21 protein-coding genes are annotated in these 25,926 nt (G+C 44.4%); 2 read left to right on the top strand and 19 right to left on the bottom strand.

Going from position 1 to position 25,926, the window contains the following annotated elements; translation table 11 throughout:
• Window positions 1-22 precede the first annotated feature (22 nt).
• The 10 genes from MHI27_RS24020 to gpr form a co-directional block, all read right to left on the bottom strand.
• Complete coding sequence (locus tag MHI27_RS24020) at window positions 23-2,272, bottom strand: FAD-dependent oxidoreductase (protein WP_405174846.1); 2,250 nt, start codon at window positions 2,270-2,272, stop codon at window positions 23-25.
• 19 nt (window positions 2,273-2,291) lie between these two features.
• Window positions 2,292-3,119, bottom strand: coding sequence for a carbohydrate ABC transporter permease (locus tag MHI27_RS24025; protein WP_076284811.1), 828 nt, complete (start codon window positions 3,117-3,119; stop codon window positions 2,292-2,294).
• Window positions 3,120-3,182: 63 nt separating this feature from the next.
• Window positions 3,183-4,067, bottom strand: a complete 885-nt coding sequence (locus tag MHI27_RS24030) for a carbohydrate ABC transporter permease (RefSeq protein WP_231573337.1) — start codon at window positions 4,065-4,067, stop codon at window positions 3,183-3,185.
• Window positions 4,068-4,158: 91 nt separating this feature from the next.
• Complete coding sequence (locus MHI27_RS24035) at window positions 4,159-5,463, bottom strand: ABC transporter substrate-binding protein (protein WP_076299683.1); 1,305 nt, start codon at window positions 5,461-5,463, stop codon at window positions 4,159-4,161.
• A gap of 95 nt (window positions 5,464-5,558) precedes the next feature.
• The gene (locus MHI27_RS24040) at window positions 5,559-6,326 is read right to left on the bottom strand and encodes a response regulator (RefSeq protein ID WP_076299684.1); all 768 of its coding nucleotides are present in this window, start codon (window positions 6,324-6,326) and stop codon (window positions 5,559-5,561) included.
• A complete protein-coding gene (locus MHI27_RS24045; protein ID WP_405174847.1) occupies window positions 6,311-8,116 on the bottom strand; it encodes a sensor histidine kinase in 1,806 nt (601 codons plus the stop codon). The genes MHI27_RS24040 and MHI27_RS24045 overlap by 16 nt, the downstream gene beginning before the upstream one ends.
• Before the next feature lie 108 nt (window positions 8,117-8,224).
• Window positions 8,225-10,039: a translation elongation factor 4 gene (gene lepA, locus MHI27_RS24050; protein WP_036677511.1), complete on the bottom strand. Its 1,815-nt coding sequence runs from the start codon at window positions 10,037-10,039 to the stop codon at window positions 8,225-8,227.
• Between the two features lie 134 nt (window positions 10,040-10,173).
• On the bottom strand, window positions 10,174-10,659 hold the full coding sequence (locus MHI27_RS24055; RefSeq protein WP_405174848.1) for a hypothetical protein: 486 nt from the start codon (window positions 10,657-10,659) through the stop codon (window positions 10,174-10,176).
• Window positions 10,660-10,722: 63 nt separating this feature from the next.
• A complete protein-coding gene (locus tag MHI27_RS24060) occupies window positions 10,723-12,096 on the bottom strand; it encodes a stage II sporulation protein P (RefSeq protein ID WP_042191022.1) in 1,374 nt (457 codons plus the stop codon).
• 156 nt (window positions 12,097-12,252) lie between these two features.
• Window positions 12,253-13,254, bottom strand: coding sequence for a GPR endopeptidase (gene gpr, locus MHI27_RS24065; protein WP_042191024.1), 1,002 nt, complete (start codon window positions 13,252-13,254; stop codon window positions 12,253-12,255).
• 310 nt (window positions 13,255-13,564) lie between these two features.
• On the opposite strand from gpr, the gene rpsT reads away from it, so the two are divergent.
• On the top strand, window positions 13,565-13,837 hold the full coding sequence (gene rpsT, locus MHI27_RS24070; RefSeq protein ID WP_042130412.1) for a 30S ribosomal protein S20: 273 nt from the start codon (window positions 13,565-13,567) through the stop codon (window positions 13,835-13,837).
• 248 nt (window positions 13,838-14,085) lie between these two features.
• Here rpsT and holA read toward each other — a convergent pair whose 3' ends face one another.
• The 5 genes from holA to MHI27_RS24095 form a co-directional block, all read right to left on the bottom strand.
• A complete protein-coding gene (gene holA, locus MHI27_RS24075) occupies window positions 14,086-15,105 on the bottom strand; it encodes a DNA polymerase III subunit delta (protein WP_042191027.1) in 1,020 nt (339 codons plus the stop codon).
• 278 nt (window positions 15,106-15,383) lie between these two features.
• Window positions 15,384-16,634, bottom strand: a complete 1,251-nt coding sequence (locus MHI27_RS24080; RefSeq protein ID WP_405174849.1) for a zf-HC2 domain-containing protein — start codon at window positions 16,632-16,634, stop codon at window positions 15,384-15,386.
• Window positions 16,631-17,179, bottom strand: coding sequence for an RNA polymerase sigma factor (locus MHI27_RS24085; RefSeq protein WP_036677530.1), 549 nt, complete (start codon window positions 17,177-17,179; stop codon window positions 16,631-16,633). The genes MHI27_RS24080 and MHI27_RS24085 overlap by 4 nt, the downstream gene beginning before the upstream one ends.
• A gap of 384 nt (window positions 17,180-17,563) precedes the next feature.
• Window positions 17,564-17,800 (bottom strand): hypothetical protein, encoded by a 237-nt coding sequence (locus tag MHI27_RS24090; RefSeq protein ID WP_042191032.1) that lies wholly within the window; start codon window positions 17,798-17,800, stop codon window positions 17,564-17,566.
• 235 nt (window positions 17,801-18,035) lie between these two features.
• Window positions 18,036-18,677 carry a bifunctional 2-keto-4-hydroxyglutarate aldolase/2-keto-3-deoxy-6-phosphogluconate aldolase gene (locus MHI27_RS24095; protein ID WP_405174850.1) on the bottom strand — a complete coding sequence of 214 codons (642 nt, stop codon included), beginning with the start codon at window positions 18,675-18,677 and terminating at the stop codon, window positions 18,036-18,038.
• Window positions 18,678-19,022: 345 nt separating this feature from the next.
• Between MHI27_RS24095 and MHI27_RS24100 the strand changes: the two genes are divergently transcribed.
• Window positions 19,023-19,973 carry a sugar kinase gene (locus MHI27_RS24100; protein WP_405174851.1) on the top strand — a complete coding sequence of 317 codons (951 nt, stop codon included), beginning with the start codon at window positions 19,023-19,025 and terminating at the stop codon, window positions 19,971-19,973.
• Window positions 19,974-20,061: 88 nt separating this feature from the next.
• Here MHI27_RS24100 and MHI27_RS24105 read toward each other — a convergent pair whose 3' ends face one another.
• The 4 genes from MHI27_RS24105 to MHI27_RS24120 form a co-directional block, all read right to left on the bottom strand.
• Complete coding sequence (locus tag MHI27_RS24105; protein ID WP_405174852.1) at window positions 20,062-21,078, bottom strand: LacI family DNA-binding transcriptional regulator; 1,017 nt, start codon at window positions 21,076-21,078, stop codon at window positions 20,062-20,064.
• A 73-nt stretch (window positions 21,079-21,151) separates the two neighbouring features.
• The gene (locus MHI27_RS24110; protein WP_405174853.1) at window positions 21,152-22,270 is read right to left on the bottom strand and encodes a hypothetical protein; all 1,119 of its coding nucleotides are present in this window, start codon (window positions 22,268-22,270) and stop codon (window positions 21,152-21,154) included.
• Entirely contained in the window at window positions 22,267-22,806 is a 540-nt protein-coding gene (locus MHI27_RS24115; protein WP_405174854.1) for an RNA polymerase sigma factor, read from the bottom strand. Before MHI27_RS24115 ends, MHI27_RS24110 begins: the two co-directional genes overlap by 4 nt.
• Window positions 22,807-23,170: 364 nt before the next feature.
• Entirely contained in the window at window positions 23,171-25,849 is a 2,679-nt protein-coding gene (locus MHI27_RS24120) for a ComEC/Rec2 family competence protein (protein ID WP_405174855.1), read from the bottom strand.
• Window positions 25,850-25,926 lie beyond the last annotated feature (77 nt).

The following is a 25,926-nucleotide window of genomic DNA, read 5'->3' on the forward strand; positions in this document are numbered from 1 at the left end:
AGGACGGCTAAGCCGTTTCTTCTTAATATATCCGCATTTCCACGAGTTCTGCGCGTTCTCCTCCGTTGGTTTCATGAACAACGATCCGAACAGCATCCGTAAGGACAGGCTTCTCTAAACGATGTACGTTCTTCCGGCGATGATTGTCTTTGATGCGGAACATGACTTGCCAGACGCCATCAATGAGTAACTCTACATCGTAAGCCTTTACTAGTTCAGGAATCACTAGAAATGGCGTTTCATGGTGATGTAAGTTGATAAGATCCTCATTAACATCATCGTTAAAGGTAAAATGAATTTCAGAGACTGAAGCAGCATCTGGGAGACGCGCCTCTACCCACTCCGTTCTACCAGCAGTCATCGGCTCAGAAACCCAGCTATGTGGCCCTGCAAAAGGTCGAACATACCCGTCAGTGACTTTGGATGCAGCATATGCGGATGTTTCTACCGCAAAGCAGAAATGCCTGCGTACAAGCTGTTTCATGCTCCACTCCATCACCGGCTGATCTGGCTGATGATCCTCCAGCGCTGAATCGACTACAGGTTTCACGCCTCGCTCAAATGTAATAACACCTGTGATTGGGGTTTCTGAAATATGCAATTGAATATGCTCATTAGCTCGAATAATAGCGAAGATATTACATTCGCCGATTGAACTCCACTGCTCCTCTTGTACCGGAACATCAATCCATTGCTGCTCTCCAGCTTGTACTATTACAACATCAACCTGTCTACACTCTGCTGGAACGTAATTTTCCGCACGCCCAGTCGTCCATAGCTCAACGGTCAACTCTGACTGAGTACTTGCTGACACAAGCAGCTTCAACCCAAGGATATTTCCTTCAACCGGAAACAAAATTCCTACGTCATGAGAAAGCTCATAAGCTTCAGCTGGTCGATCCAGTACTATGCCTTTCATCGTACTGGACGCATGAATCTCACTATTTCTCGCGAGATCTAGCGGATCTTCGTTGCGCAATCCAATAATCGAAGCATCTTGCTTTAACATCACCTGTTGCAATTCATGCATATGCTGCTTGCGAATTTCACGAGGGGTTACACCTTTGATGACGGATAATGCTGCACCTGCTCCAGCCGCTTCACCCATGATCGCACAGGTTGCCATGACGCGTGTTGTTCCAAAAGCCACATGAGATGCGCTGATATTCCGACCCGCGAAGAGTAGATTTCGCACATTCTTCGAATAGAGCGAACTAAATGGAATATGATAAATCCCATCCGCATGCAGATGCTTCGAGCCGCTCTCTTCTGCGTACATCCCTTGCGGTGGATGCAGATCAATCGACCATCCTCCGAATCCAATCCGGTCTTCAAATTCACGCTGAGCAAGAATATCATTTTGCGTTAAGATCGTATCGCCAACAAACCGTCTGTATTCACGTTTACCCGGAATTGAGCCAACCCACTCCAGTGTCATATTTTCGGCATCAAAATGACCTGAGTTTTTAATGTAATCCCAAATCCCATAAATAACAGAGGTTAGCTCATCACGTATACGTTCATTCTCATCCACTGTATCAAGCTCACCGCCCCACTCAATCCACCAGTAGTGACAGCCTGAATCTCCACTCCGAATGACCCGACGGATCGGAATCGACGTTGTTGTAATATCCTTCGCGAACGATGGAGCAACATAACGAACCGGTTTTCCTGTATCCTGTGTATAAAACAATAATGTACTGCCTAATGTAATGTTATCCGGCACTTCAGGTGCCCATTCCTCATTAAATTCATGGCGGGCTTCACGTCCTAATCGGAAATCAGCTCCTGCCAGGAAGCCAACCAAACCATCGCCCGTGCAATCGATGAACGCCTCACTCTTGAACGTAATCAACCGCTCAGATCCCATCATCCAACCAATCACACTGCGAATCGTCCGATCCTCTGCCTCACCTTCCGCTTCCACTTCGCGTACATCGGTATTTAGGAACAGGCTGATATTCGACTCTGCCTTCACGGCTTCGAGTAAGGTTAGATCCCATAAGTATGGATTTCCCTCCGGGTTCCGGTATTGATTCTCGATGAATAACTCACCCATAATGCCTGTCTCACGTGCATATCGATTTACACCATGTCCTGTTGCACCACATACCCATACCCGAACCTCTGAACTCGAGTTACCACCAAGTACAGGACGGTTCTGCACTAGTGCTACCTTTAACCCTAGGCGCGCTGCAGCGATCGCCGCGTTCATTCCTGCAAGTCCACCACCGACCACTGTTACATCGGATTTAACCGTTTCTGTTCTCATGTTAGTACCCCTCCTATAGTTAGCCTTTCACAGCCGAACTTGAAATCCCTTGAATAATGTATTTCTGACCCACAAAGAAGATAATAATCATTGGAATAATCGCAGCCGATGAAGCAGCCATCATCCCGTTGTAGTCCACATTGTTCTCAAGAATAAAATTCTGCAATCCAAGCGGAATGGTATATAGTTTAGGGCTTTGCAAGAATACAAGCGCATTCTCATAATCATTCCATTGCCAGGAGAAATCGAGAATAGCAAACGTTGCTATTGCTGGCTTCGCTAATGGCAGAATTAAGCGGAAAAATATCTTATAATGCCCCGCCCCATCCAAAAAAGCAGATTCCGTAATTTCCTTAGGAATGCTCATAAAGAACTGCCGAAGCATAAATACACCGAAGATTGAGAACATGGCTGGTAGGATCAGCGCCCAATGCGTATTGTAAATCCCAACCCAGTTAAACATGATAAACTTTGGAACAAAAAGCACCTGAGGTGGAACCATCATCATGGATAGATATATGACAAATAGTCCATCTCGACCTTTGAACGAAGTACGTGAAAATCCGTAAGCGGCAAGGGCAGATAGAAACACAGCCCCCACAGTTCCAATAATTGAAATCTTAAGTGAATTTAAATAATACGGAACAAAATCATGACTTCCTGTCCACACCCGAATATGATTGCTCCAGTTGAGAGATGAAGGCAGCCATTTGTTAAACACCTCGGCAGGTGTCTGAAAGGATGTGCTGAGCATCCATAGGAAAGGCACAATCATAAATAGTCCTAGAACAAACATGATGATCGTTACTGGCAGTTTCACCTTCATGTTTCCTGCTTTTTCATTCATACCGCCTGCTCCTTTAAATTATGGTTTCGGGGCCCCCCGCAAAGCTTCACTTTGTGGGATCATTTAGTAATGAACCCAGCGCTTTTGGCCGATCCACTGAATGACTGTAATGACGAGAATGACGGCGAACAAGAACCATGAAATGGCTGAAGCGTATCCCATATCGTAATAACTGAACGCTGTTTTATAAACGAATAGTGATAAGACCGTCGTACTTCCGCTAGGACCTCCAGCCGTAATGGCTTGAATAATCGAGAACGATTTCATCGTCATAATTAATCCGGTAATCATTAATAAGAAAGTTGTGGGACTAACAAGAGGCCATACAATTTTCCATGTTGTTTTGAATGTGCTTGCACCATCGATCCGGGCAGCCTCCAGCTGTTCTGTCGAAATTTCCTGTAATGCAGCTAAATATATGATCATATTGTAGCCAAGCATCAGCCAGATTTGTACGATATCAATGGCATACATTGCGGTTTCCGTATCCGCAAACCATCCTGGCGGCGATGTTATGCCAATCCAGCGAAGCATTTCATTGATGGGTCCCTGTGAAGGCTGAAATAGCAGCATCCAGACAAATGCAACGGCTACTCCACTTGAGATATACGGTAGGAAGAACATTCCACGTAATACGCCTTTAAGATACACACTGCGGTTTAGAAATAGCGCTACAATAAATGCGAGCACCATCGATACTGGAACCGATATCAGGAATATCACCGTATATTTGATCGAGGCATAGAAATTATCGTCATGGAACAATCGTTTGAGATTATCCAGCCCAGTAAATTGCCAATTCGGATTTGAAAATTGATAATTCGTAAACATGAGGACAAAGGAATAGATTGCAGGAATAATAAAGAATAAGAGAATACCAATCATATTCGGAAGAATAAAGGTCATGCCGATCCAGCCTTGTCTGTCCATCCAGCTTCTCCGCTTCACGGTATCGCCGCCTTTCGTATGCTGAAAAATGGGTACACGAAAGAGAAGAACGAAGAAATCTTCCTCCTTCTCTTTTGTGCTAACTATTTCATTACTTCAATAACTCTTGCGAACGGGTTTGCATATTCTTCATCGTGGTTTCAATATCTTGCTTATTTAAGAAGTATTTTTCATACTCTTCTTTACGTGCATCAATGGCTTGTTGAGTTACATTTAGCTGGAAGGACGGGAATTTGCCGAATACAATTTTATTCATTGAATCTGTATCATATTTGTCTTCCACACCCTTCATGAGAAGGCTCATTGCTTCCTTACTATCTACACTCTTAGAGGCTGGAATACGACCCCCGCTTGCCATTGGCAGCATACCGCCATCCGCATACCATTTTGCGAACTCCCAAGCTGCATCCAGGTTCTTGGATTTCGCATTAAGAGCAAGCATGTCACCCACACCGCCCGAATATTTATAATCCTTTTGATCTTTATTCACTTTTGGAATAGCGGCGAACGCGGTTTTGAAATCATGCGGATAGTCTTTCAAGTTGTTCGCATTTCGGAAAATAAACTCACCTGCTGCCAGCATTGCCGCTTTGCCTTGCAAGAACATGGTGTCAACCGGCATTTTACTGGTCAGTTGCTCGCCATATTCCGGTGTGGATTTGTCCACGAACATCATGTTATGCAATATTTCCAGGTGTTCTTTCCATAGATCATTCCCAAAGTTTGAAGTACCATCCGCCTGTTTCACACCCATTCCAGCAAGCGTACCGTCCATCGTTGTTGAGAAGGAGGAATCTGCCTGCAATAATCCGTACACACCAGGCTTCGTTAGCTTCTTCGCATACTCCTCAAGATCTGACCAGGTCCAGTCCACCGCAGGAATCGGTAATCCTGCTGCATCCAGCATATCTTTGTTCAACCACACAAACGCCATGTTTTTCTTTGTAGGAATCCCATAGTACTTATCATTGATTTTCCACATTGCTGCGTCCTCGCCGATCTGGCTGTCGATATCATAATCTGTCTTCGTGCTTAGATCCAAGGCAACGCCTGCATCCATACGTTTCTGTAAATGAGCAAGATCGTAGTTCATGAAAAGGTCTATGTTTTGATTGGTCATCAAGGCAGTATCCAGCTTTAAGTTTCCAGCATCATCATTTACATTACGGATATACTCGACTTGAATGTCTGGATGATCTTTATTCCAGTTATCAATTACAGCTTGAGGCCCGGCTTCTGCAGGAACTGCCCCCCACATCGTAAGTTTTATTTTCTCCTTTGCTGTTTGTCCATTTGCACTGCCCTGCGCATCATTACTTCCACTAGTACCACAACCAGCCAGCATCGTACCTGCTAATAAGACAGAAAGCACTGCAGGATACCACTTTTTCTTCATCGATATCTTCCCCCTTGGAAGGATTATGTGTTGTGCTCTACGTCTATAACTTTATCATCAGAGCGGATTCTGGGGGATGAACTACATTTGGGAAACTATAGAACGTTTTTTGGTTCTTTGCGAAATTCATTTGGCGTGACGCCACACCACTTTTTGAAAATTTTAATAAAATAATTATCGTTCTCAAAGCCCACCTGCTGCCCAATCTCACTAATTGTTAGCTTCGTCTCTGCAAGCAGCATTTTTCCAGCCTGAATACGCCGCTCTTGAATATAATTCGTCAATGTTTTCCCTGTCTTTTTCTTGAATAAGTCACTTATATAGCTGGCATCCATTCGTATCAACTCTGACATGGATTTGAGCGAGATGTCTTCAGAATAATGCTCTTCAATATAAGCAATTATTTTGTTCATCTCCACATGATCTGTCGGTCCCGTTTGTTGCTTCTCAGGAAACCATTTATCGGCCTTTTTCATCTTCACCATTCGCTCCAGCTCGGCATGAACCTTACCCATGGTCTGCTTCAAACCTTGGAGATCTAAAGATAGCTTCAGAATGTAGTCCGAAGCTCCAAATACGAGCGCTTGCCGAGCGTATTCAAATTCACTCAATGCGGTCAACATTACAAATCGGCAGTCGAAGCCTTCCTCTCGCGCAACTTGAAGGAGCTTCACCCCATCCATCACTGGCATATTGATATCCGTTACTACCACATCAGGTCGAAGCTCACGAATCATTTGCAAGCCTACTTCTCCATTCTCCGCCTCACCTATAATTTCAAACGGGATTCCAGCCTTTAAGAATAACTTCCGTATACTTTTAACCGCGGGTTGTTCATCATCCACAATTAACGTTCTCCACATGTGAGCTTACCTCCATCGTAAGGTTTTGAAATAAGAAGTGGAAAATGGATAATCACTTCAGTTCCTGTGTCTGATGATACAATGTCCATGCCTGTTCGTTGATTCTTGAACAACAGCTCTAAGCTCTCCCTAATATTCTGAACACCGATTCCTTTTCGTTTCCGTGCAGCCTTATTCAGCTGTGCTCTTTCTATCCCCATGCCGTTATCTTTAACCTGCAGATATAGTTGCTGTCCAGTCACCTTAGCGGAAATATCAATTCTCCCTTGTTTCACAGACTGACCGAAGCCGTGAATCAAGCTATTTTCAATTAAGGGCTGAAGACAGAATTTAGGGATTAATGCGTACTGTAGTTCCTCGTTGATATCATATTGAATCTCAATCCCATGTCCGAAGCGTTGCCGCTGAATCTCCATATAAGATTCAATTAGTACAATCTCATCCTTTAACAGAATCAAATCCACTTCAGTATTTAATGTTGTTTCCAATATTTTGCCTAGCGCAACACAAATTTCATAAATTTCATCATCATCTTTATCTAAGGCGATGCTCTTTATCGTATTCAATGTATTTAGTAGGAAATGTGGATTCATCTGCGAAAGTAACACCTGAAATCGAACGAATTGCTTCTGTTTTTCTTCAAGCTGAAGACGCTGCAACAGCTCATTTAAATCATGGATCATGATATTGAAACTCTGAGTCAGTGCAAGAATCTCTCCCCGCCCTTGCTCGGGTAATTTCATTTTGAGATTCGTTTTAGCGGTCATCTCCATCTTCTTCTGCAGCTTCTTTAGCGGCACTGTAATCGTCGATGATATAAAATAAGTTAATAGAACAAATAGCAGGAGTATGACTCCAAATACAGCAAAAAATCGTTGCTTCTGCTTATACACCTCAAGAAATAGCTGTGCTAGCTGTACCTTTTTAACGACATAACCATTCAACTCTTCGATGTAGCTGTATGTGTATAAGCTTTTCTCCTTCGGATCGATGATGGATGCAGCACGCTCTGTCTGCCGCTGGTGGTCACTCTTCACAATACTCTGCGCAATATCCGGAGAAAAGGTCTTATCCTTATCCGGGTTAAGCATCATTCTCCCTGAGGCATCGAGCAGAAAAAAAGACCCTTCCTGTTTACTCCCTAACGTTGATCTAATAAACCACTCCTCATAATCGATACTTAGTCTTGCATAAGCATAAATGTTAAAACCATTATCACGCATAACCTCATAGAGGCTAAGCATTTTCTTACTTGTCGTACTTTCCCGGACCACATTATTCTTGTCATTCGGATTCCATATATATCGATTCGCTCCTTCTCGCTTCAATGCTTGAACCCAATCCTCCGATTGGATTTCGTCGTAGCTCAAGGTTTCCCTCGGCATAAAGGAAGTGTATGCGTTTCCATGAAGGTCAATTAAAGTATAATACACCGTCGCTCCACTCATGAAGAATGTATTTTCAATCGCTCCAAACTTGTTTTCAACGAGCTTTTTTCTCGTGATTTCATCCGATTGCTCGGGATTCTTCATTATCGATAAAATCGTTGTATCTTGTTCAAGTAATGACCCTGTTTTCATAACGAGACTCATGAGATCAACAAAACCATTCTTAATCCCAATAAGCTGCTCTATGTTCTTCGTTTCCGCATTATCCTGCAGCATTTGTTCTGTCTCTTTGAAGTTATACAGAACGAGCATGGCAATGGGTGTTAGTACCAACAGTAAGAAAGCTAACAAAATCCGATTCTTAAAGGTACTTGGCGTAAGTTTCAAATATAATCGTTTCAAAAGAGGACTCCCCTTACAGTGTATGTGCTTACAATCCTTCCACCCTATTGTAATCTTCTCCTGCGCAAAAAAATAGAGCCGGGATATTCTCCCGGCTCTACCTAATTTCTACTCGTCGATCTTCAGTACTGCCATGAATGCTTCTTGTGGTACCTCTACGCTACCTACTTGCTTCATTCGTTTCTTACCTTCTTTTTGTTTCTCTAGCAGCTTCCGCTTACGCGAAATATCACCGCCGTAACATTTTGCAAGTACGTTTTTGCGCATCGCCTTAACGGTTTCACGCGCAACCACCTTCGTACCCACAGAGGCTTGAATCGGCACTTCGAACATTTGACGAGGGATAATCCCACGTAGTTTCTCACAAATGATACGACCGCGGTTGTATGCACGATCACGGTGAACGATAAAGGACAAGGCATCGACCTGCTCATTGTTAAGCAAGATATCCATCTTGACCAGATTCGAACGACGGTATCCGCAAATTTCATAGTCGTAAGAAGCATATCCTTTCGTACCGGATTTCAACTGATCAAAGAAATCATAAACGATCTCTGACAGCGGAATCTCGTACGTAATCGTTACACGATTAGTATCTAGATATTCCATATTTACGAACTCGCCGCGTTTGTTCTGGCACAGCTCCATTACAGTACCTACGAAGTCGTTAGGCACAATGATCGCTGCTTTAACATATGGCTCTTCAATGTAGTCAATCGTTCCGATTTCCGGATAATGTGACGGGTTGTCGATTTGAATCATTTCGCCATTGGTCAGCATAATTCGATAAATAACACTCGGTGCTGTTGTAATTAGCGGCAAATTGAACTCGCGCTCAATCCGCTCTTGAATGATCTCCATATGCAAGAGTCCAAGGAATCCGCAACGGAAACCAAATCCAAGCGCGCTCGAGCTTTCCGGCTCAAAGCTTAGTGAAGCATCATTAAGCTGGAGCTTCTCCAATGCCTCACGAAGATCGTTATAATCGGAAGTCTCAATCGGATACAAACCGCAATATACCATCGGGTTGATCTTACGGTAACCTGGAAGCGGCTCAGCAGTAGGATTCTTTGCGTCAGTGACAGTATCACCGACACGGGTATCTCCAACATGCTTGATCCCAGCTACGATAAATCCAACATCCCCGATGTTCAATTCATCGACAATGGTCATACGCGGCATAAATGCGCCAACTTCAATGACCTCGAAGGTCTTCTCAGTTGCCATCATCTTAATCTTCGATCCCGCACGAATCTTACCGTCCATTACGCGCACATAGACGATAACACCTTTGTAAGGATCGTAATGAGAGTCAAAAATCAACGCTTTAAGCGGCTCTTCTGAATTACCGGATGGCGCAGGAACCTGCTTCACCACCTGCTCCAGAATTTCCTTGATCCCGATACCGGCTTTGGCAGATGCCATAACCGCTTCACTGGTATCCAGCCCGATAACATCCTCAATCTCCTGCTTTACCCGGTCAGGGTCAGCGTTTGGCAAATCAATTTTGTTGAGCACAGGTAGGATTTCAAGGTTATTATCCAGTGCTAAATACACATTGGCCAGTGTCTGCGCTTCAATTCCTTGAGCCGCATCCACAACCAGCAGTGCGCCTTCACATGCTGCAAGACTGCGGGAAACTTCATAGGTGAAATCGACGTGTCCCGGTGTATCAATCAAATTGAGATAATACTCTACACCATCGTCTGCACGATAGGTTAAACGCACGGCTTGCAGCTTGATTGTGATACCACGTTCGCGCTCCAGATCCATCTGATCGAGTACCTGTTCCTGCATTTCACGCGTGGTTAGTGCCCCCGTGTATTCCAAAATGCGGTCAGCTAGTGTCGATTTACCATGGTCTATATGTGCAATAATCGAGAAATTGCGAATTTGTTGTTGTCTTTTCTGAACGTCAGTCATTCCTTACCCCCACAGACAGCCTGATATTAATCCACTTATTATAACAGTACAAGCTTACTCCATCAATCCCGCCCTTACGTAAAACAGAAGAAACAGCTATTCACGTACCCGTGAAATAACTGTTTCTCCTGAAATCATTGTGATTCTTCCGCCGAATCGAACAATGAGACTACCCAGCGTATGCCCTTCTGAGAAGCTTGCTGCAGAAGGCCTGCCGTTTTATCCGCTATCACATCGACTGTCGGCTTTTGTTCCTCAGGAATCAGAATCTGCTCTGGAGTTTTCGTATTATACCCATCTACCACCTTCTGAGGAAGATCTGTAGTTGACGCAGGATTGCTATTCTGAGGCAATGGAGAAACAGGCGTATATGCACCTGTGATAGGGTCGATCACCATCGGAACATACACATAAGTCTGCCCACCTTGTGTAACCCCATTCTTAATCGGCTGTGATTGCATGCCCGTCACTTGACTGGTTGGCGTAGTCGATAGGTCGGTCCAGCCTGGCAACAGCTTAGAGACGGTCGCCCCTCCGCTGCCGCTGAACTGCATACCTAACAGTATGCCGACCCCTGCCCAAATACCGACCATAACCAGTTTTTTACCGAAACGAGACATGTAAGCCACTCCTTTTTAAATACTTGGTAATAAGGCTGTTTATTCTAATTAAATGTCTATAGCTTAAGAAGCTCCGTTCGACTTTTGAGGTGCTGTAGCATTGGTTTGTCCCTTGCTCTCTTGGGTTGTGGGATTCGTCGCCTTGCCAGCTGCGTTTACCTTCTCCGAGTCATGACTGCTCCAATACACATCCGCAATAGCATCTGCCAAGATATCAGCCGTACGCTTTAATTCCTCTGCTGTATTATCAATACCGCCCACTTCAATCAAGACACTATTAGGTGAGAGGGTTTGGTTGTACTCCCCGTTGTTTCCTTTACCCGCAGCTTTTCCCCATATTCCGCGAGATATTCCTGGGTAACTCTTTTCAATCGTTTGATGAATCTTGTTCGCAAACTCTTCGTTCTTCTTCCAATCTTTATTCGCATGTCCAATAATAAAATACACCTGAGCATAACTTTTCCCATCAATCACTGCAGTTGTTTTGCCATGACGCTGCGAGTCGCGGTGAATGTCGATAAGTTCACTCATTTCTTGGTTTGAGCTCATTGCAGATTTAACCAGCATTCGAGAGTATTTGTAAGAAAAATTCCAGTTATAGTCGGCAATTTTTGTTAGAAAATCTTCTTTGGCATGAACTGTACCAATCCCGCGTTGTTCCAATCTTTTCGTAATATATGATCCTACCAGCATTACATTTTTAGTTGAAACCGCAGAGCTTGGATTTTCGTTCGCTACTCCTAGTAGAGGGTTATAGGCCTCCCGAGGATGTGAATGATAGATAAGGATCCGTTTAACTGAGGTGTCCTTGGTATTATCTGTCTCGCTTTGCGGATCACTCTTATCCGTACCTCCCGCAGCTCCTGATGGCTCAGGAGACGGAGCTATTGTCGCTTCAGGCTGCTGTGCTGGAGTATCTTCGGGCTTGTCCACTTCGTTTGGAACCGATGGATCAACCTCTTCCCCTCCACCTTCAGCCAGTTCATCCGTTCCCGGATGATAATCAACAGGAGCTCCTGTAGAGCCACCCGAGCCTTTTCGCAAAAGAAATGGATCATCCGCTGCCAAGCCTGGCACTTCACGAGAAACTAGACTCTTCGGATCACTTGGATTCACACTGGTCAGCAATTGAAATACAAAGGAAGTCACTTTTTCACCTGAAAAAGCAGAAGGCTCTTTACCCTGCGGTAAATGGGGTACCTCCATCCCCAACAGCTCCATGAAAAATCCACTCGATAGGGAGGCCGCAAGCCCCTTCATAGATGGAATGGGTGAAGAGTTCAACTTCTGTCCGGCCAATCCACCAGCGCCAAGCAGCATAAAAAATACTAGCGAACCTCCGGCCAACAGCAGCATCGTTCTTCCCAGCGATAAAGCATCCAGCACTCTTCCACGTAAACGGCCGATGTTCCAAAGCTGAAACCATTTTTTATTCATTATATTTATGTCCTCCTCCAGCCCTCTGTAATCTCTTATACTCCAAATCTATGAGCGAAAGAGAAATAGTAGAACCGTAAATGAGAGAATAGACATAGAGTCCGGCGAGATACTGTACATCAGTATCCCGCCGGACTTGTGCTAGCTATAATTCAATTAGTGGGTATAAGCGCCGACATTCTCAGGATCGACCGCATCATGCAGGGCCGCGTTCAGACCACTGGCTACAATATTGGCGATGCCTTCAATAAATTCATCGATTTCCTTAGGTGTAACGATCAAATCATGTCCTAGTGGCTCAAGTACTTCCTTCACTAATGACAATCGTTCCTGCTCAGAAATATCGTCTAGCATCCCCATAATTTCCTTGGTGTGACCAGCTCCTTGTCCGAAATGATTCTTCATCATCTCCAGTACATTATTTACAATGGTCGAAGCATAGCAAACTGTAGGAACACCGATAGCAATACAAGGAACACCCAGAATTTCCTGCGTCAATCCGCGCCGTTTATTGCCAATCCCCGAACCGGGGTGGATACCGATGTCAGCAATTTGAATCGTCGTATTGATCCGTTCCAGCGAACGGGATGCCAGCGCATCAATGGCAATAATAAGATCCGGCTTTGTACGATCCACGATCCCCTGTACAACCTCACTCGACTCGATACCGGTCAACCCTAACACCCCGGGAGCAATAGCACTTACCTTACGGTAGCCTGGAGAGACCTGATCCGGCACGAGCTCATAAAATTGCCGAGTAATGAGCGCATTCTCCACCACCAGCGGCCCCAATGAATCTGGAGTCACATTCCAGTTACCGAGTCCAACGATCAGTACAGATGCATCCTTACCAATCCCAATCCTAGTCAGGAAGTCCTCGAATTCGCGAGCAAAGACTTCAGCTACTTTTTGCTGCAAGCCAGTATCACCATTGCGCAATGCTGGTACCTCAAGCGTGACATAATTCCCAATCGCGCGACCTATCGCCTGTGATCCGGCAGCGTTAGCCACACCAAGCCGGGTAACTTTTATCCCATCAGACTCTTCCACTTCTTCGTTTACACCAGGGATTGGCGTCCTTTGTGGCCCTTGAGCCATTTCCTTTGCCTCTAACGCCAAGTCCGTGCGTACCGAATATAGCTGCAGATCCGGTTCCATTGTTCCAGCCTCCTAAAAGTTTTGTAAGCATCGCTCCATTGAATTACTTCGAGCAAAACTTGCTTCGTAAGCGATACTTAGTTTTGTGAGCAGACACTTCCTTGAGTTACTTCTAACAAAAACTCAAATTGCAAGCTTCTGCCTATGCTCTTTTGTCGATAGTGTGCGAGAGAAAGCCCTTGTTTATGCAGGTTAAAATGGTTTAATTTGAAAGCTTTAAGTATTGCTTTTTACTACCGGTCATGCTAAACTATTTTAAGTTGTGAATCATTTGATAATGATTTCGAATGTCTTACAGGAGGTGAATGCAATGCCAAATATTAAATCCGCGGTTAAACGCGTAAACACGAACGAAAAACGCCGTGCACTGAACGCTTCCCAAAAATCCGCGCTTCGTACAGCTGTGAAAACTGCTGATGTAGCACTGACAGGTACGGAAGTTGAAACTGCTCAAGCTGCTTTCCAAGCTGCTTCCAAAAAGCTGGACAAGGCCGTAACTAAAGGTCTGGTTCATAAAAATGCGGCTGCCCGCAAAAAATCCCGCTTGGCGAAGAAATTGAACGCTCTTAAGGCTCAAGCCTAGGACGACATTCATAATGAGCAATTGAAGAACCTGACCGCTATGTTTCATACGGTTGGGTTTTTTTGTGCCTACTATTCAATAAATATAAGTAATAGTTTCCTTTAGACGTTAGTTGAATGAAAAAAAACCACCTTAGGAAGGTAGTTTTCTTAAATGATCAACTTTTCTCTTTTGAATAAGTTACTTTCATTCCGATTAGGCATTTTTCATAGATGGATCATCTCCATATACTTTTTCCACTGCTTTGTTCAAGTACCTAGCCGCAACATAAACAACTCCAGACCAAGCACTTTATCTATAGCTCCTGTCTTCATCTTATAATCCAGATCAGCTAGTGCACTTAAAATTTGCCGCAGACGTTCACTTGAGAACTTGTGGGCCTGCTCCCCTGCAAGCTTTACTGCATAAGGATGAAGTCCAATTTGAGACGCAATCTGACCTTGCGAATAACTATGTGCTGATAAATCCTTCACCTGCAAAATAATTCGGAACTGCCGCGCAACCAGCGCAGCAATCTTAATGGGTTCTTCCCGCTGCTTCAACAACTCATACAGCGTATCAAGCGCCTTATCTAGACGCAGATTAGCGATGTCCTCTACAAGCGTAAACACATTTTGTTCCGTTCCGCGATGCACCAGACTTTCTACTGCTTCTGCATCTACGGTTCCTCCCTTACCAGCGAACAAACATAGCTTGTCCATTTCCGCGGATAAGCCCTGCAAACCTGTCCCGGCATTAGTGATAAGAATCTCTGCGGTGCCAGGTGCCATCGTACAACCCCGCTCACGAATCCCTTTCTCTACCCAGCGCAGCAGTTCTTCTGCCCCTAGCGGGTTGAAAGCTAATACCGTACCCGCCGTTTTAACAGTCTTCACAATTTTCTTACGCTCGTCCAGCTTGTCACTATTCACCATAAAGACGATCACACTGAAATCTACAGGATGCTGCAAATAATCACTTAAAATATCTATACGATGCTCAAGTTTGGCATTTTCTTTTCCCGCTGTAAATAACGATGCGTCCCGCACCAGCAATAATTTACGTTCTACCATAAAAGGTACAGTCTCAGCTTCTTCTACCACAGCCTGCACCGGCGTCTCAGAGAGATCAAAGGGAATAACCGCAAAATCGCGATCCTCTTTGGCAATCAGCTGGTCTTCCAGCAATGCCGCGAATTCATTCATTCGAAATTTTTCACTGCCGTACAAAAGGTACAGCGGTGAGATTTTCCCTTGTTTGATTTCTTTTATCGCCGTTTTGGCATCCATTCCGCCACTTCCTTTTCCATTCATCTAGCCCAATTTGCCCAGATTCCTATTGTAGCAAAAAAAACAACATAAATGCACATGCAAAAACGGAGAAACTCTGGCAGCCATGGCCAAAGCCCCTCCGTTTAAGCGGCGCATCTATATAAACGCCGGAGTGAGAAGCCCTAGAAACTTCCCATCCGACGGTCATACCGATGTTCTTCAAATCCTATACTTTCTAGTTCCTGTCCGGTTGCTATAGTATATTCTGAAACTTCGAAAAATGTTCCAGCCTCAATTTAATTTGTTGACGTTGAAGATGGAGTCTTCGATGGTGTCGCCCCAGGTGATGTAACCGGCGTTGAAGAAGCTGCTGCTTCCTGTACAGTGTACACCTTAGTGGTATTCACACCATCTTTCTCCGTCACATACGTGAACTGCGAGCTATCCGCCGACCATTCTCCAGAAATCCAATTTCCTTCTAATGGATAAGAAGTCACTGCTATCCTATCTTCCACTGAACCTTCGGGTGAATTCTTATAAATAACAAGCTGTAATCCAGCAAACTCAACGGCATAATGCCCATCAGGGGAAGTCCAAGTCTGTACATTAGAATCATTAGAATCATTAGAAATGTTAAAACCCATAACGCCCATTCCGAAGTCATCAGAAGTCTTTAATGATTCCTCCGTAGATGTCGCTGAATCACCTTCGATCCCTTTATCTATAGAAGCAGGTTGATCCTTCTTATCAGCTTTGGACTGATTATTACCGCCAGCACTAGTATCCGGAGTTTGAACTTTCGTTACAGTATCCGGCTTCGGCGTCATAATCTTCTCCGTAGGATTGGGCTTCACATTATTTGTTGGTTCTGGTATCGACCGTCCTCCAGATCCAGCATTAGTTTCTGTTGGAGAAGTCGGCATCGACGCAGGGTCTACCGGCCCCATCGCTCTATCTAATGCAGCGTTATCTTCATTCACATCAGGAGCAGCTGGTAGAGCCCCCGAATCCGTTCCGCTATTAGCAGGCGCAGCCTCATATGATTCAGCAGAAGTAGAGGCTTGCGATTCAATAGCCATATTATTAGCACTATCGCTGGTCGCTTTACTACTATCCTGCATCATTTGTTCTACCTCTGCCCCAGGCATTTTATCCGGCATATTAAAAATAGCGATCCCTAATATTACGGCAGCTGCGATAGCTCCAATGCCTGTCCGTGCTGCTATAGAGGTTCCCTTGGAAGGTTTACCGCGGGAGCTTTCTCGTGAAAATGGAACTACAACTGGTTCCTCGGTTCTCACAGCGCTTTGTTCACGACTGCTTCGATCCAATTCTGCAAGCTGAGGTAAAATAGAGTCAACCAGACTAAACGGGGGTTTCACGTCTGGCAACTGCTCCAATTCTTTGGAGAGAAGTGTCAGCCGCTCAAAGACTTCCGCGCAGGAAGGACAATTATCGATATGACGGAACATCTGAACAATCTCATCTTGGCTCAAGTCTTGGTCTATATAGCGGTGCATCCATTCCATCACCTCCGCGCATTTCATCCCGATACACCACCTTTCTGGTACTCCTGAAGTCTATTCTGCAGCTGCTGTCTGGCCCTAAACAGATATGATTTCACTGTATTCAAAGGCAAATCCAGGCAGTCTGCAATCTCGTTGTAAGAAAAATCTTGTAAATAGCGCAGGACGATGACTGTCCGATGATGCTCGGGCAATTGATCAATCGCTTCACGTATATCCTCAGCTAAATAAGAGGATAGAACCTCACGTTCCACATTGTGTTTATCCTGAAACACCATTTCATGCTCATCAATAGAAACTGTAGGTTTAGTTCTTCTGAATTTATCAATGCAAATATTGGTAACGATTCGCTGAACCCACGTTTTGAACTGGGCCTTTTCCTCATATGAACCGATTTTGGTATAAACCCGGATCAAGGCCTCCTGAGATGCATCCAGCGCATCTTGTTCATTATGCAAAATGTAGAAGGCGGTTTTATATACATGCCCTTCAATTTCTCGCAATAGGGTGATTAGAGCGTCGCGATCGCCCGCTTGAGCGGCTCTGATGAGTCCCTGCTCCACCACGAAGGTTCCCCCTCTCTATGCAATCTTACTGACGCGCAAGACTGCGAATTTGTTGCAACCCTGTAATTAATATTTTTAGAATACCAAACTTTTCTTAGAACGTCATGTTAAGCCATCTTTTATAAAGCGCTATCGCACATTTCATAGCATTTCACAACCAATAATTCCTACTAAGCATACAGGGGAAACTTCAATCATTCAAATACTCTTTTGAATAACTTTATAACAAAAATGACACAAGTATAAACGCCTTCGGCATCTCAATAAAGCCGGCAAGCGTTTAGGTAAGAAATATCTCCCATTTCCAAAAGAACCGGCTTATCCTCCTGTCGGAAAAGAAGCCGTCAGTAAACAAGAAATAACCTTAGAATCGAGCACATAACTCTATTTATATAACACAATCTTGCAGAGCATGAACACTGCGTAGTTGTCCCTAGTTTCATCATCCACAACATACGCCTCTCCATTCTCAAAAATATGAGGGTTATTGTAATTCCTCTCTAATCTATAGATCTGGCCTTCCGTCACCTTACAACCATGGAATGCCGACGCAATTTCTACGTATTCCGCATCCTCTTCATCAGCTGCAAGATACAGCTTTTTATCATGATAAGCAGGCATATACTCACTCCCGGTCCGATAATAAACCATTCCAATTCGTAGACGTCAGTCAAACATCATACTCTTCTACTTTATAGTTTATTGCCTTTGTCCTCATTCTATACTTTATGAAAACATATAATGTAAGAAAATCTGAATGTCGGAAAATATGTATATAAAAAAGGTTGTACGGCTGACATGCGTCAGCTATACAACCTTCAATAAATCTATCTAATCGAATTAAAACAAAACAGAATCAAATACCTTTTACCTCTTTAAATTTCGCCACATACTGAGCCGCAAGATCGGTAATCTGATCGTATCGACCATCCTTCGCAGGTGCAGTCAAATTACCCCCGATTCCTACTGCTATACAGCCGTTGGCAATCCATTTTCCCATATTATTCAGATCCACGCCACCTGTTGGCATAATGTTCACATGCGGCATAGGACCTTTAACCGCTTTCACATAATCCGGACCAAACGCACTGCCAGGGAACAACTTAAGCACATCCACACCAAACTTCAATGCTTCCTTCATTTCATTTAATGTCATGCAGCCAGGCATGTACGGAATACCATAAAGATTACACATTTTAGCTGTCTCTGCATCAAAAGAGGGACTGACCACAAATTCCGAGCCTGCAAGAACGGCTATTCTCGCCGTTAATGGATCAAGTACAGTTCCTGCTCCAATCACTGCGCGATCTCCGTACTCCGCTACCAATCGTTTAATCGCCACATCCGCATCCGGAGTAGTAAAAGTTACCTCAATATTATTCAAACCGCCTTCGATACAAGCAACGGACATTTTAAAAGCTTCCTCAGCACTATCAGCACGAATAACGGCTACAACTCCAACGGACGCCACATTCTGCAATACTTTCATTTTCTTCATCAGTAGACTCCCTTTCTCTTGGTACGATCATAGATGAATATGAAATACTAATTTAGATAAACTTTTTTATTAAATTTACTAATCAAAATGATATAATCTATAATCAGATAGTAATAACAATACGGTTAACAGTCAATACATTTTTCTGGGTATAGAGATATTAATTCACCTATAATATCAACAAACCCTTTTATAGAAAGGATTTATTTCTTATTTGTTTTCTTTTATCCAAAACACCATTCGGATTAAAAAGCATTCTTTTATTGTACAAAACCGATTTATGTGATAATTTCAAGTTACACATCATTATACTGGGATAAATTCATTACCCTAGGAGGAACTCAAATGAGTAAACAGCTGGATGCCGTCACTTTCGGGGAGCCGATGGCGATGTTTTATGCGAATGAAACGGGTCCCCTGCATGAAGTATTTTCGTTCTCCAAAGCGTTGGCAGGTGCAGAGAGCAATGTAGCTACAGGCTTATCACGCTTAAATCATCCTACAGGTTATGTTACGAAGCTTGGCGAAGATAACTTTGGTCATTTCATTGCTCAAGCAATGAAGAAAGAGAACATTGATACCGACAACATTACTTTTACTAAAGAACATTCAACAGGTATGTTAATCAAATCAAAGGTTGTTACAGGCGATCCTAAAGTCGAATACTTCCGCAAAAATTCCGCGGCCTCCAAGCTTAGTCTGGTTGATTTTGACGAGGCATACTTTAATGCTGCAGGACATTTACACGTAACAAGTATCTCCGCCGCCTTATCCAAGAGCTGTCATGAATTCTCTATTCATGCTATGGAGTTTATGAAGCGACAAGGAAAGACGGTCTCCCTCGATCCAAATCTGCGCCCTAGTTTATGGCCGGATACAGAAACAATGGTGAAGACGATCAATGATCTGGCTACACGCTGTGATTGGTTCCTTCCAGGACTCGGTGAAGGCAAGATTCTTACAGGTCTAAGTACGCCAGAAGAGATTGCGGACTATTATCTGGCGCGTGGCGTCAGCTTAGTCGTCATCAAGCTCGGACCTGAAGGCGCTTACTATAAATCCGCTGAAGGAGAAGGTTATGTAGACGGGTTTAAGGTAGAGCAGGTCGTTGATACCGTAGGTGCAGGTGATGGGTTTGCCGTTGGTGTAATCAGTGCGATGCTGGAAAAGCTTCCGATTGCTGAGGCCGTCAAACGTGGCAATGCGATCGGTGCGTTAGCCGTCATGTCGCCTGGCGATATGGATGGACTTCCGACCCGTGAGGAGCTTGCAAAGTTTATGCAGCAGGAGGTTTAAGCACATAGATTTGAGTATATTCATTAAAAAATGCCGTCTCACAGTTGAACTGTGGAACGGCATTTCTTTGTATTTTTATAGCCTATACTTATTTATAAGACTTCACAGACTGCCCTTGTTGCAAGGTCGGCGGAAAACGATAAGTGATAGGAACAGAAGCACCTTTATCCTCGATACAAGAGAGTATAATCTTAGCAGCTTGCATACCCATTTCGTAAGCAGGCTGACGAATTGTTGTAATGACCGGATTATAAATTTGCGCGAACTCCGCATCATCTATACCGATGACAGACAATTGTTCCGGAATAGCGATGGCATTTCGATTCGCATATTTCAGGATCTCTGCTAGCGTGATATCATTCGTAGCCAATAGCGCTGTCGGAGGGTCCGGCAACGCTAAAAGGCGCTTCAGTCCTGTAGCTAATTCTTCTTTTGGCACACTACAGATATACTCCTCACGCAGCGTTAGGTCCGCTTCTTCCATCGCCTTTTTATAACCACTGATCCGCTCTTTACGCGGGGTAATAGCATGTTCCCCTAGCGGCAGGGTGACCAGAGCAATTCGCTCATGGCCTTGCTGTGTAAGCTGTCCCACACCTATCTTGGCCGCCATTTCATTGTCGAGCAGCAAGCTCTGCGTAGTGATTCCATCTACCAGACGATCCATAAACACTAACGGAAAATCCGCCTCTATTAGTCGGCTGTAAGCAGATGAATCGTTCCCCGTAGGAAAAATAATCAAACCGTCCACCTGGCGGGCAACTAAGGTTTCGACGTACTTGCTTTCTTTTTCCGCATTCTCATCGGCATTGCATATGATTACTTGGATTCCGTGTTGCTGCAGCTCGTTCTCGATCGCCCGGATACATTGAATAGACAGCGAATAATCGATATTAGCAACGATGATTCCGACCATATGCGTCCGATTCTGTTTCAAACTGCGCGCAAGTCCATTCGGTTGATAATTAAGCTCCTCAATCACAGCCTCAATCCGATTCTTCGTCGCTTCACTCATATATTTAAAACGTTTGTTCAAAAATTGGGAGACCGTACTCTTCGACACTCCCGCTTTTTGAGCCACATCATCAATTGTTAACTTCTTCATCACTTCGGCTCCACTCTTCTCAAAAGAAAATTACTTTATCAAAAAGTATAGCTTTTATTGGGTGAATTATCTACTAAGGAGTAGAATTCAAATAATCCATATAAAGCTTATTTTGTTGCTCTTCCGATAAAAAAGCCCAATTCTCATCCAGCCACCCCAATCCATTTTTCAGAAGAATATCCGCTTTACGTTGTTCCCCACCCACTTTATAATCCATGATTAAAGTTTCTCCCTTAATCTCTTTAAAACCAATTGCTATAGCAGGCGTTGGAATGCTCATGGTCTCCATATCATAAAGCACGGTTTTCTCTTTGTACTTTTTATCCCCTGCATATTCTAAGTAACTAATTACGAGCTGCTCATGTTCCTTATCAATAGCAATGATTGACTTGTATTCTAAAAGTGTATTGTCAAAGGATTTAAGCGCGATCGGAACCACAGCTTCCCCTGCCGCTGCTTTTTTAACATTAAGTATCGAAAACTTACCATCCTCATACATACCTACACCAAGAGTCTTTTTATAGGAAGTTAACAGGACATAATCTCCTGCTCCAAAAACCCCACTCAAATATTGATAGGTACTTGCCCCTCCCGCATAAAGAGGAAAAGTATATATCCTAGTAGCCGAAGAAGCCGATAGCTCCGTCTGGTCCTTCGAGCTCAGGTAAAGGGTGAACGGTTCTGTAGGATGTGTGTACTTTGGCTTCTTGTAGTCAACCATCGGGGGCGGCGGCGACCAAAGGATTCCCGCTGTTGTCTCAACGGCATATGCTTTGCTCTTATCTCTGCTCATTGGCAAAGGCATGTAATATTTCTTACCGCTAATCTCAAACTCTGCTGGACTTGTCGGAGGCTCTAACGCTTTGTCATTAGTAGCAGGAGTAGAAGAAGGTAGTATCCCTGCAGCTTGTGACTGCACCGATGAAGATTGGACTGGACCATGACTCTTCCATGCGCCTATAGGCAAGTTAAGTGCACCTATCAACAAAATCATAGCCACACTGGTCAGTAGCACACTTTTGTTTATTCGATAACGTCTGTGATTTTTATTTTTAAGCGTAGCAGCCTGTTCGATCTGAATCATCAGCTCAGGTGTAAAGCCATCTTCAATAAAAGGCCTTTTGCCTGCTTGTGCATACCAATCAGTCTGTCCGATCATCACTGGATTACTATTATCAGCTTTGCCTTTCATTCTCTCTCCTCCTTCTGGATGGCTTGCTTAACCTTCTCCCTCGCGCGCGCGAGCCGAGATTTCACAGTCCCTTGTGGTGCATTCAGTAAATCGGACATTTCGCTGATCGATAGCCCATGCTGAATATCCAGTACAAGCACCTCTCTGTTCTTATCTGGTAGGTTCATAATAATTTCCCAGATTCGGTTCGCATACTGATTGCCTAGCGCTTCTCTTTCTGCAGACAGAGCAGTTACAGTGGCAGGTTGATCCCCAAATGGTATGAATCTGCGCCAAAAGCTATTTTTGCTCCAGCTAAAGGCTGTATTTCTAGTAATCGTGAGTAGCCAAGTTTTCATCGACGATTGTCCCCGGTACTTCCCCACATTTTTATATGCCTTCAAGAACACTTCTTGGCTAATATCATTCGCTTGCTCACGGCTTCTAGTTAAGAAAAAAGCATAATTCCACACATCCGATCCATACTCCTCCATCATTTCCCGCAAGGTCATCTCGGACGCATACGCTTCTGCATATGGCATATCTTCGCTTAGCATGTTTCGTCTCACCCCTTGCCTAATAAGACTTTCCAAACTTGAAAAAGTTCCCTTTAAAATAAATAATTAGGTCATATATTACTTAACAGCATAATCTCTATATCTGTCTATTAAAAAGCACCACCGATGAACGCTTAAACGTCATCAATGGTGCTCACGTGTCCGATTGGGGAGAGCTGAATATATCTGTAAATAGCTTTCTATTGCATTTCGTGCAATAGAACTTGATTTTCCAACTCCATAGAAAGATTCTGTTGCACTTCATGCAATAGATACTATTAAAATTCAGAGAATTAGGCGTTTCCCCTCATTTTGAGTGTACAAAGTACAGTAGAATGAAGATCCAGCTATCTTGGATTGCGTTCTATTGCACAAAATGCAATGCCTCCACCAACTTATATCGCACTTCAACCCCCTCCGCCCGCACCCGCATCTGTATCTCCCCCTGCTGATCCGTCCGGAATATAGATGCTTGGTTATCTTTCAATCGCTCCAACACCTCAGCTTTCGGGTGACCATACAGATTGTTAACACCCGCTGAAATCACCGCTGCTGCAGGCTGCCAGAATTCTAACCAAGCTTCTCCAGTAGATGTTTTGCTCCCATGGTGAGCTACCTTCAGCACATCAATAGCAGGTCCAGCGCTGATGCCCTTTTGCTTAGCCTGCTCTACAATCTCCTCTTCAGCTTCCAAATCCATATCTCCGGTGAATAGAAAGCTCCTACCATTCATCTCTAAGCGAAAAGCTACCGAATCGTGATTCTGCTCTTCCAGTAGAGGAATGCCATTCTGATAAGGAGTACCCGACGCTTCTCCATCTCTTCCCTCCGGCCACAAAAAGGACAGCTCTGTCGCATCATCCGGGGATAGGGTCATTCCTTGATGCACAGCGTACAGCTGAACATCCCTCTCCAGTGCAGTCCTCATCATCCCCATATAAAACTCGCGATCAACTAACGTTCCATTAAAAAGCAACGCCAAAACCGGAATCTCTTCCAACACGGCTTGGAGTCCTCCGGCATGATCCTGATCTCCATGTGTCAAAATAATCGCATCTAAACGGTGGATCCCACGTTTTTTCAGCAGAGGCACCAGCACTTTAGCGCCAACCTCGAACGGACTTCGGCGAACGCGCCACTCTTCTTTTTGACCAAAGTTTAAGGTTCCACCACCGTCCACTAGAATATGTGCTCCGCTCGGTGTAGTGATGAGAATGCTGTCGCCTTGTCCAATATCCAGATAACTAATTGTACCTCTACCTGCTTGACCATCCGACTGATAACCTCTATACAGCAACATCCCCAGTCCAACTGCCAATAGTAGAACAATCGCTCCGCTCCAGCGTCCAACCTTAGAAGCACCAATAGCAAACTGTGCATTCTCCACTCTCCCAAACCCACAGTGACTGTTCACAGATAAACCAGCCTCCGCTAATGGCCTCGTCTCATCCTCCATATATTGCGGTGCAGAACGAGCTTCCTTTCTTAGATTGGCAACATACAGCAGACCATACAACAAAACATAGTACACCCCGATCCACAGCAATGAGGGCGAGCCCCAAATCAGTACTCCACCAGTAAATTCATTGATCCACTCCACAGCGTAATAAGTAAAGTTATTCAGCAGCTCCGTAACATGTGCCAGTACTTTTGCAGCATCTTCCCATAGTCGTCCAAGCAGTAGCGCAAGCGTCCCTAGCGGCAATACTACAAAGGTAATAAAAGGTACAAAGACCAAATTGGCGACAAAGGATAGTAGCGAAAACTGATTAAAATAATAAATCGTGAGTGGGAAAGAAACTAATTGGGCCACTAACGTCACCGAGACCGCACCTTTAAGCCAGCGTGGCAGTATGCTCAAAAGAGGATTCATAAGCGGAACGTATACCATCAAGCCCAGGGTCACCAGAAAAGACAGCTGGAAGCTGACACTGAGCAGCATATAAGGATTCCAGATCAACATAACCAGTGCCGATGCCGCCAAAATATTCAGTCCATCCTTCAACATTCCAACTCTTGCAGCGAGCAAGGCAATCATACTCATCAGCCCCGCACGCACAATGGACGGACCCGCACCAGACAAAAGGACGTATACCGGTACGAGTAAGAAAGTGAGCGTTAGTGCGGTCTCCTTTGTCAAGCGTAAGCGTCTGAACAGAAATAAAAGAACGCCTACATACACCGCTACATGCATACCTGAAATAGCGAGAATATGCGTCAAACCGAGCTGAGAGAACTGCTTAAAGGTATCCGGATCGAGATCATCCTGCATCCCAATGATTAAGCCCTTCATATACCCAGAGTGGCGTCCTTGAAAAAGTTGGTCCAGCTCTGCCCCAAGGGCCGTTCGCGCGCTGTCATTTAAGCGAAAAATCGTTAACGGACTCCATGAATCTGGCACGGTTACCCTTACATTTTCCGCTCCCTGCCCCTTCAATAGCCAATGAATCTTCTTCGTATGTAAATAAGCACGATAATCGAAGCCTCCAAAATTACGCGCTACTGCCGGCTCTTCCAGCACGCCATTAAGCAGCACCTCATCCCCTCTTCGCCACTTCGCAGCGACAGCAATTTCTTGCTCAGCCAGAAGTTTGATCTGAACTGCGATTAACTCCCCTTGCATCTTGCTGTCCTGTCCATCCAAAGGATCAGATGAATTATCATCTCCTTCTGCAAGTAGGTTCATATGTAAGAGCTTCATTATAAAATCAACCCGATCCCCATCCCGTTCCACGACGGAAATGATCGTGCCTCTAGCTTCCACGGGGCTCTCATTCAGCTCTGCAATCGTGCTACCCAGCGCTTCAGGAATTCCGCTAATATTGCGAGCTTCGTTCCACTCCCAATATCCAGCCGCTAAAGAAATGGATAAACACAACATGGCTATGTATTTCCAACTTACTGTTCCCCACACCCTCAGACTCACCAGTAAAAGTATTAATCCAGCCCATGCTAACAGCAGTCCGTTCCCTGAGATTAAGCAAGCCGCTGCGCTTCCAGCCACCCAACATACTGTAAAGCTTAACAAGGGTCTTTCCTTCACGTGCCCATCCCCCTTTCACAATACTGGATACAAAAAAAGAACCTCTGCATACGCCATAAAAGCGCACGAGAGGTTCT

Source organism: Paenibacillus sp. FSL H8-0261, from assembly GCF_045040645.1.
Lineage (GTDB): Bacteria > Bacillota > Bacilli > Paenibacillales > Paenibacillaceae > Paenibacillus_AQ.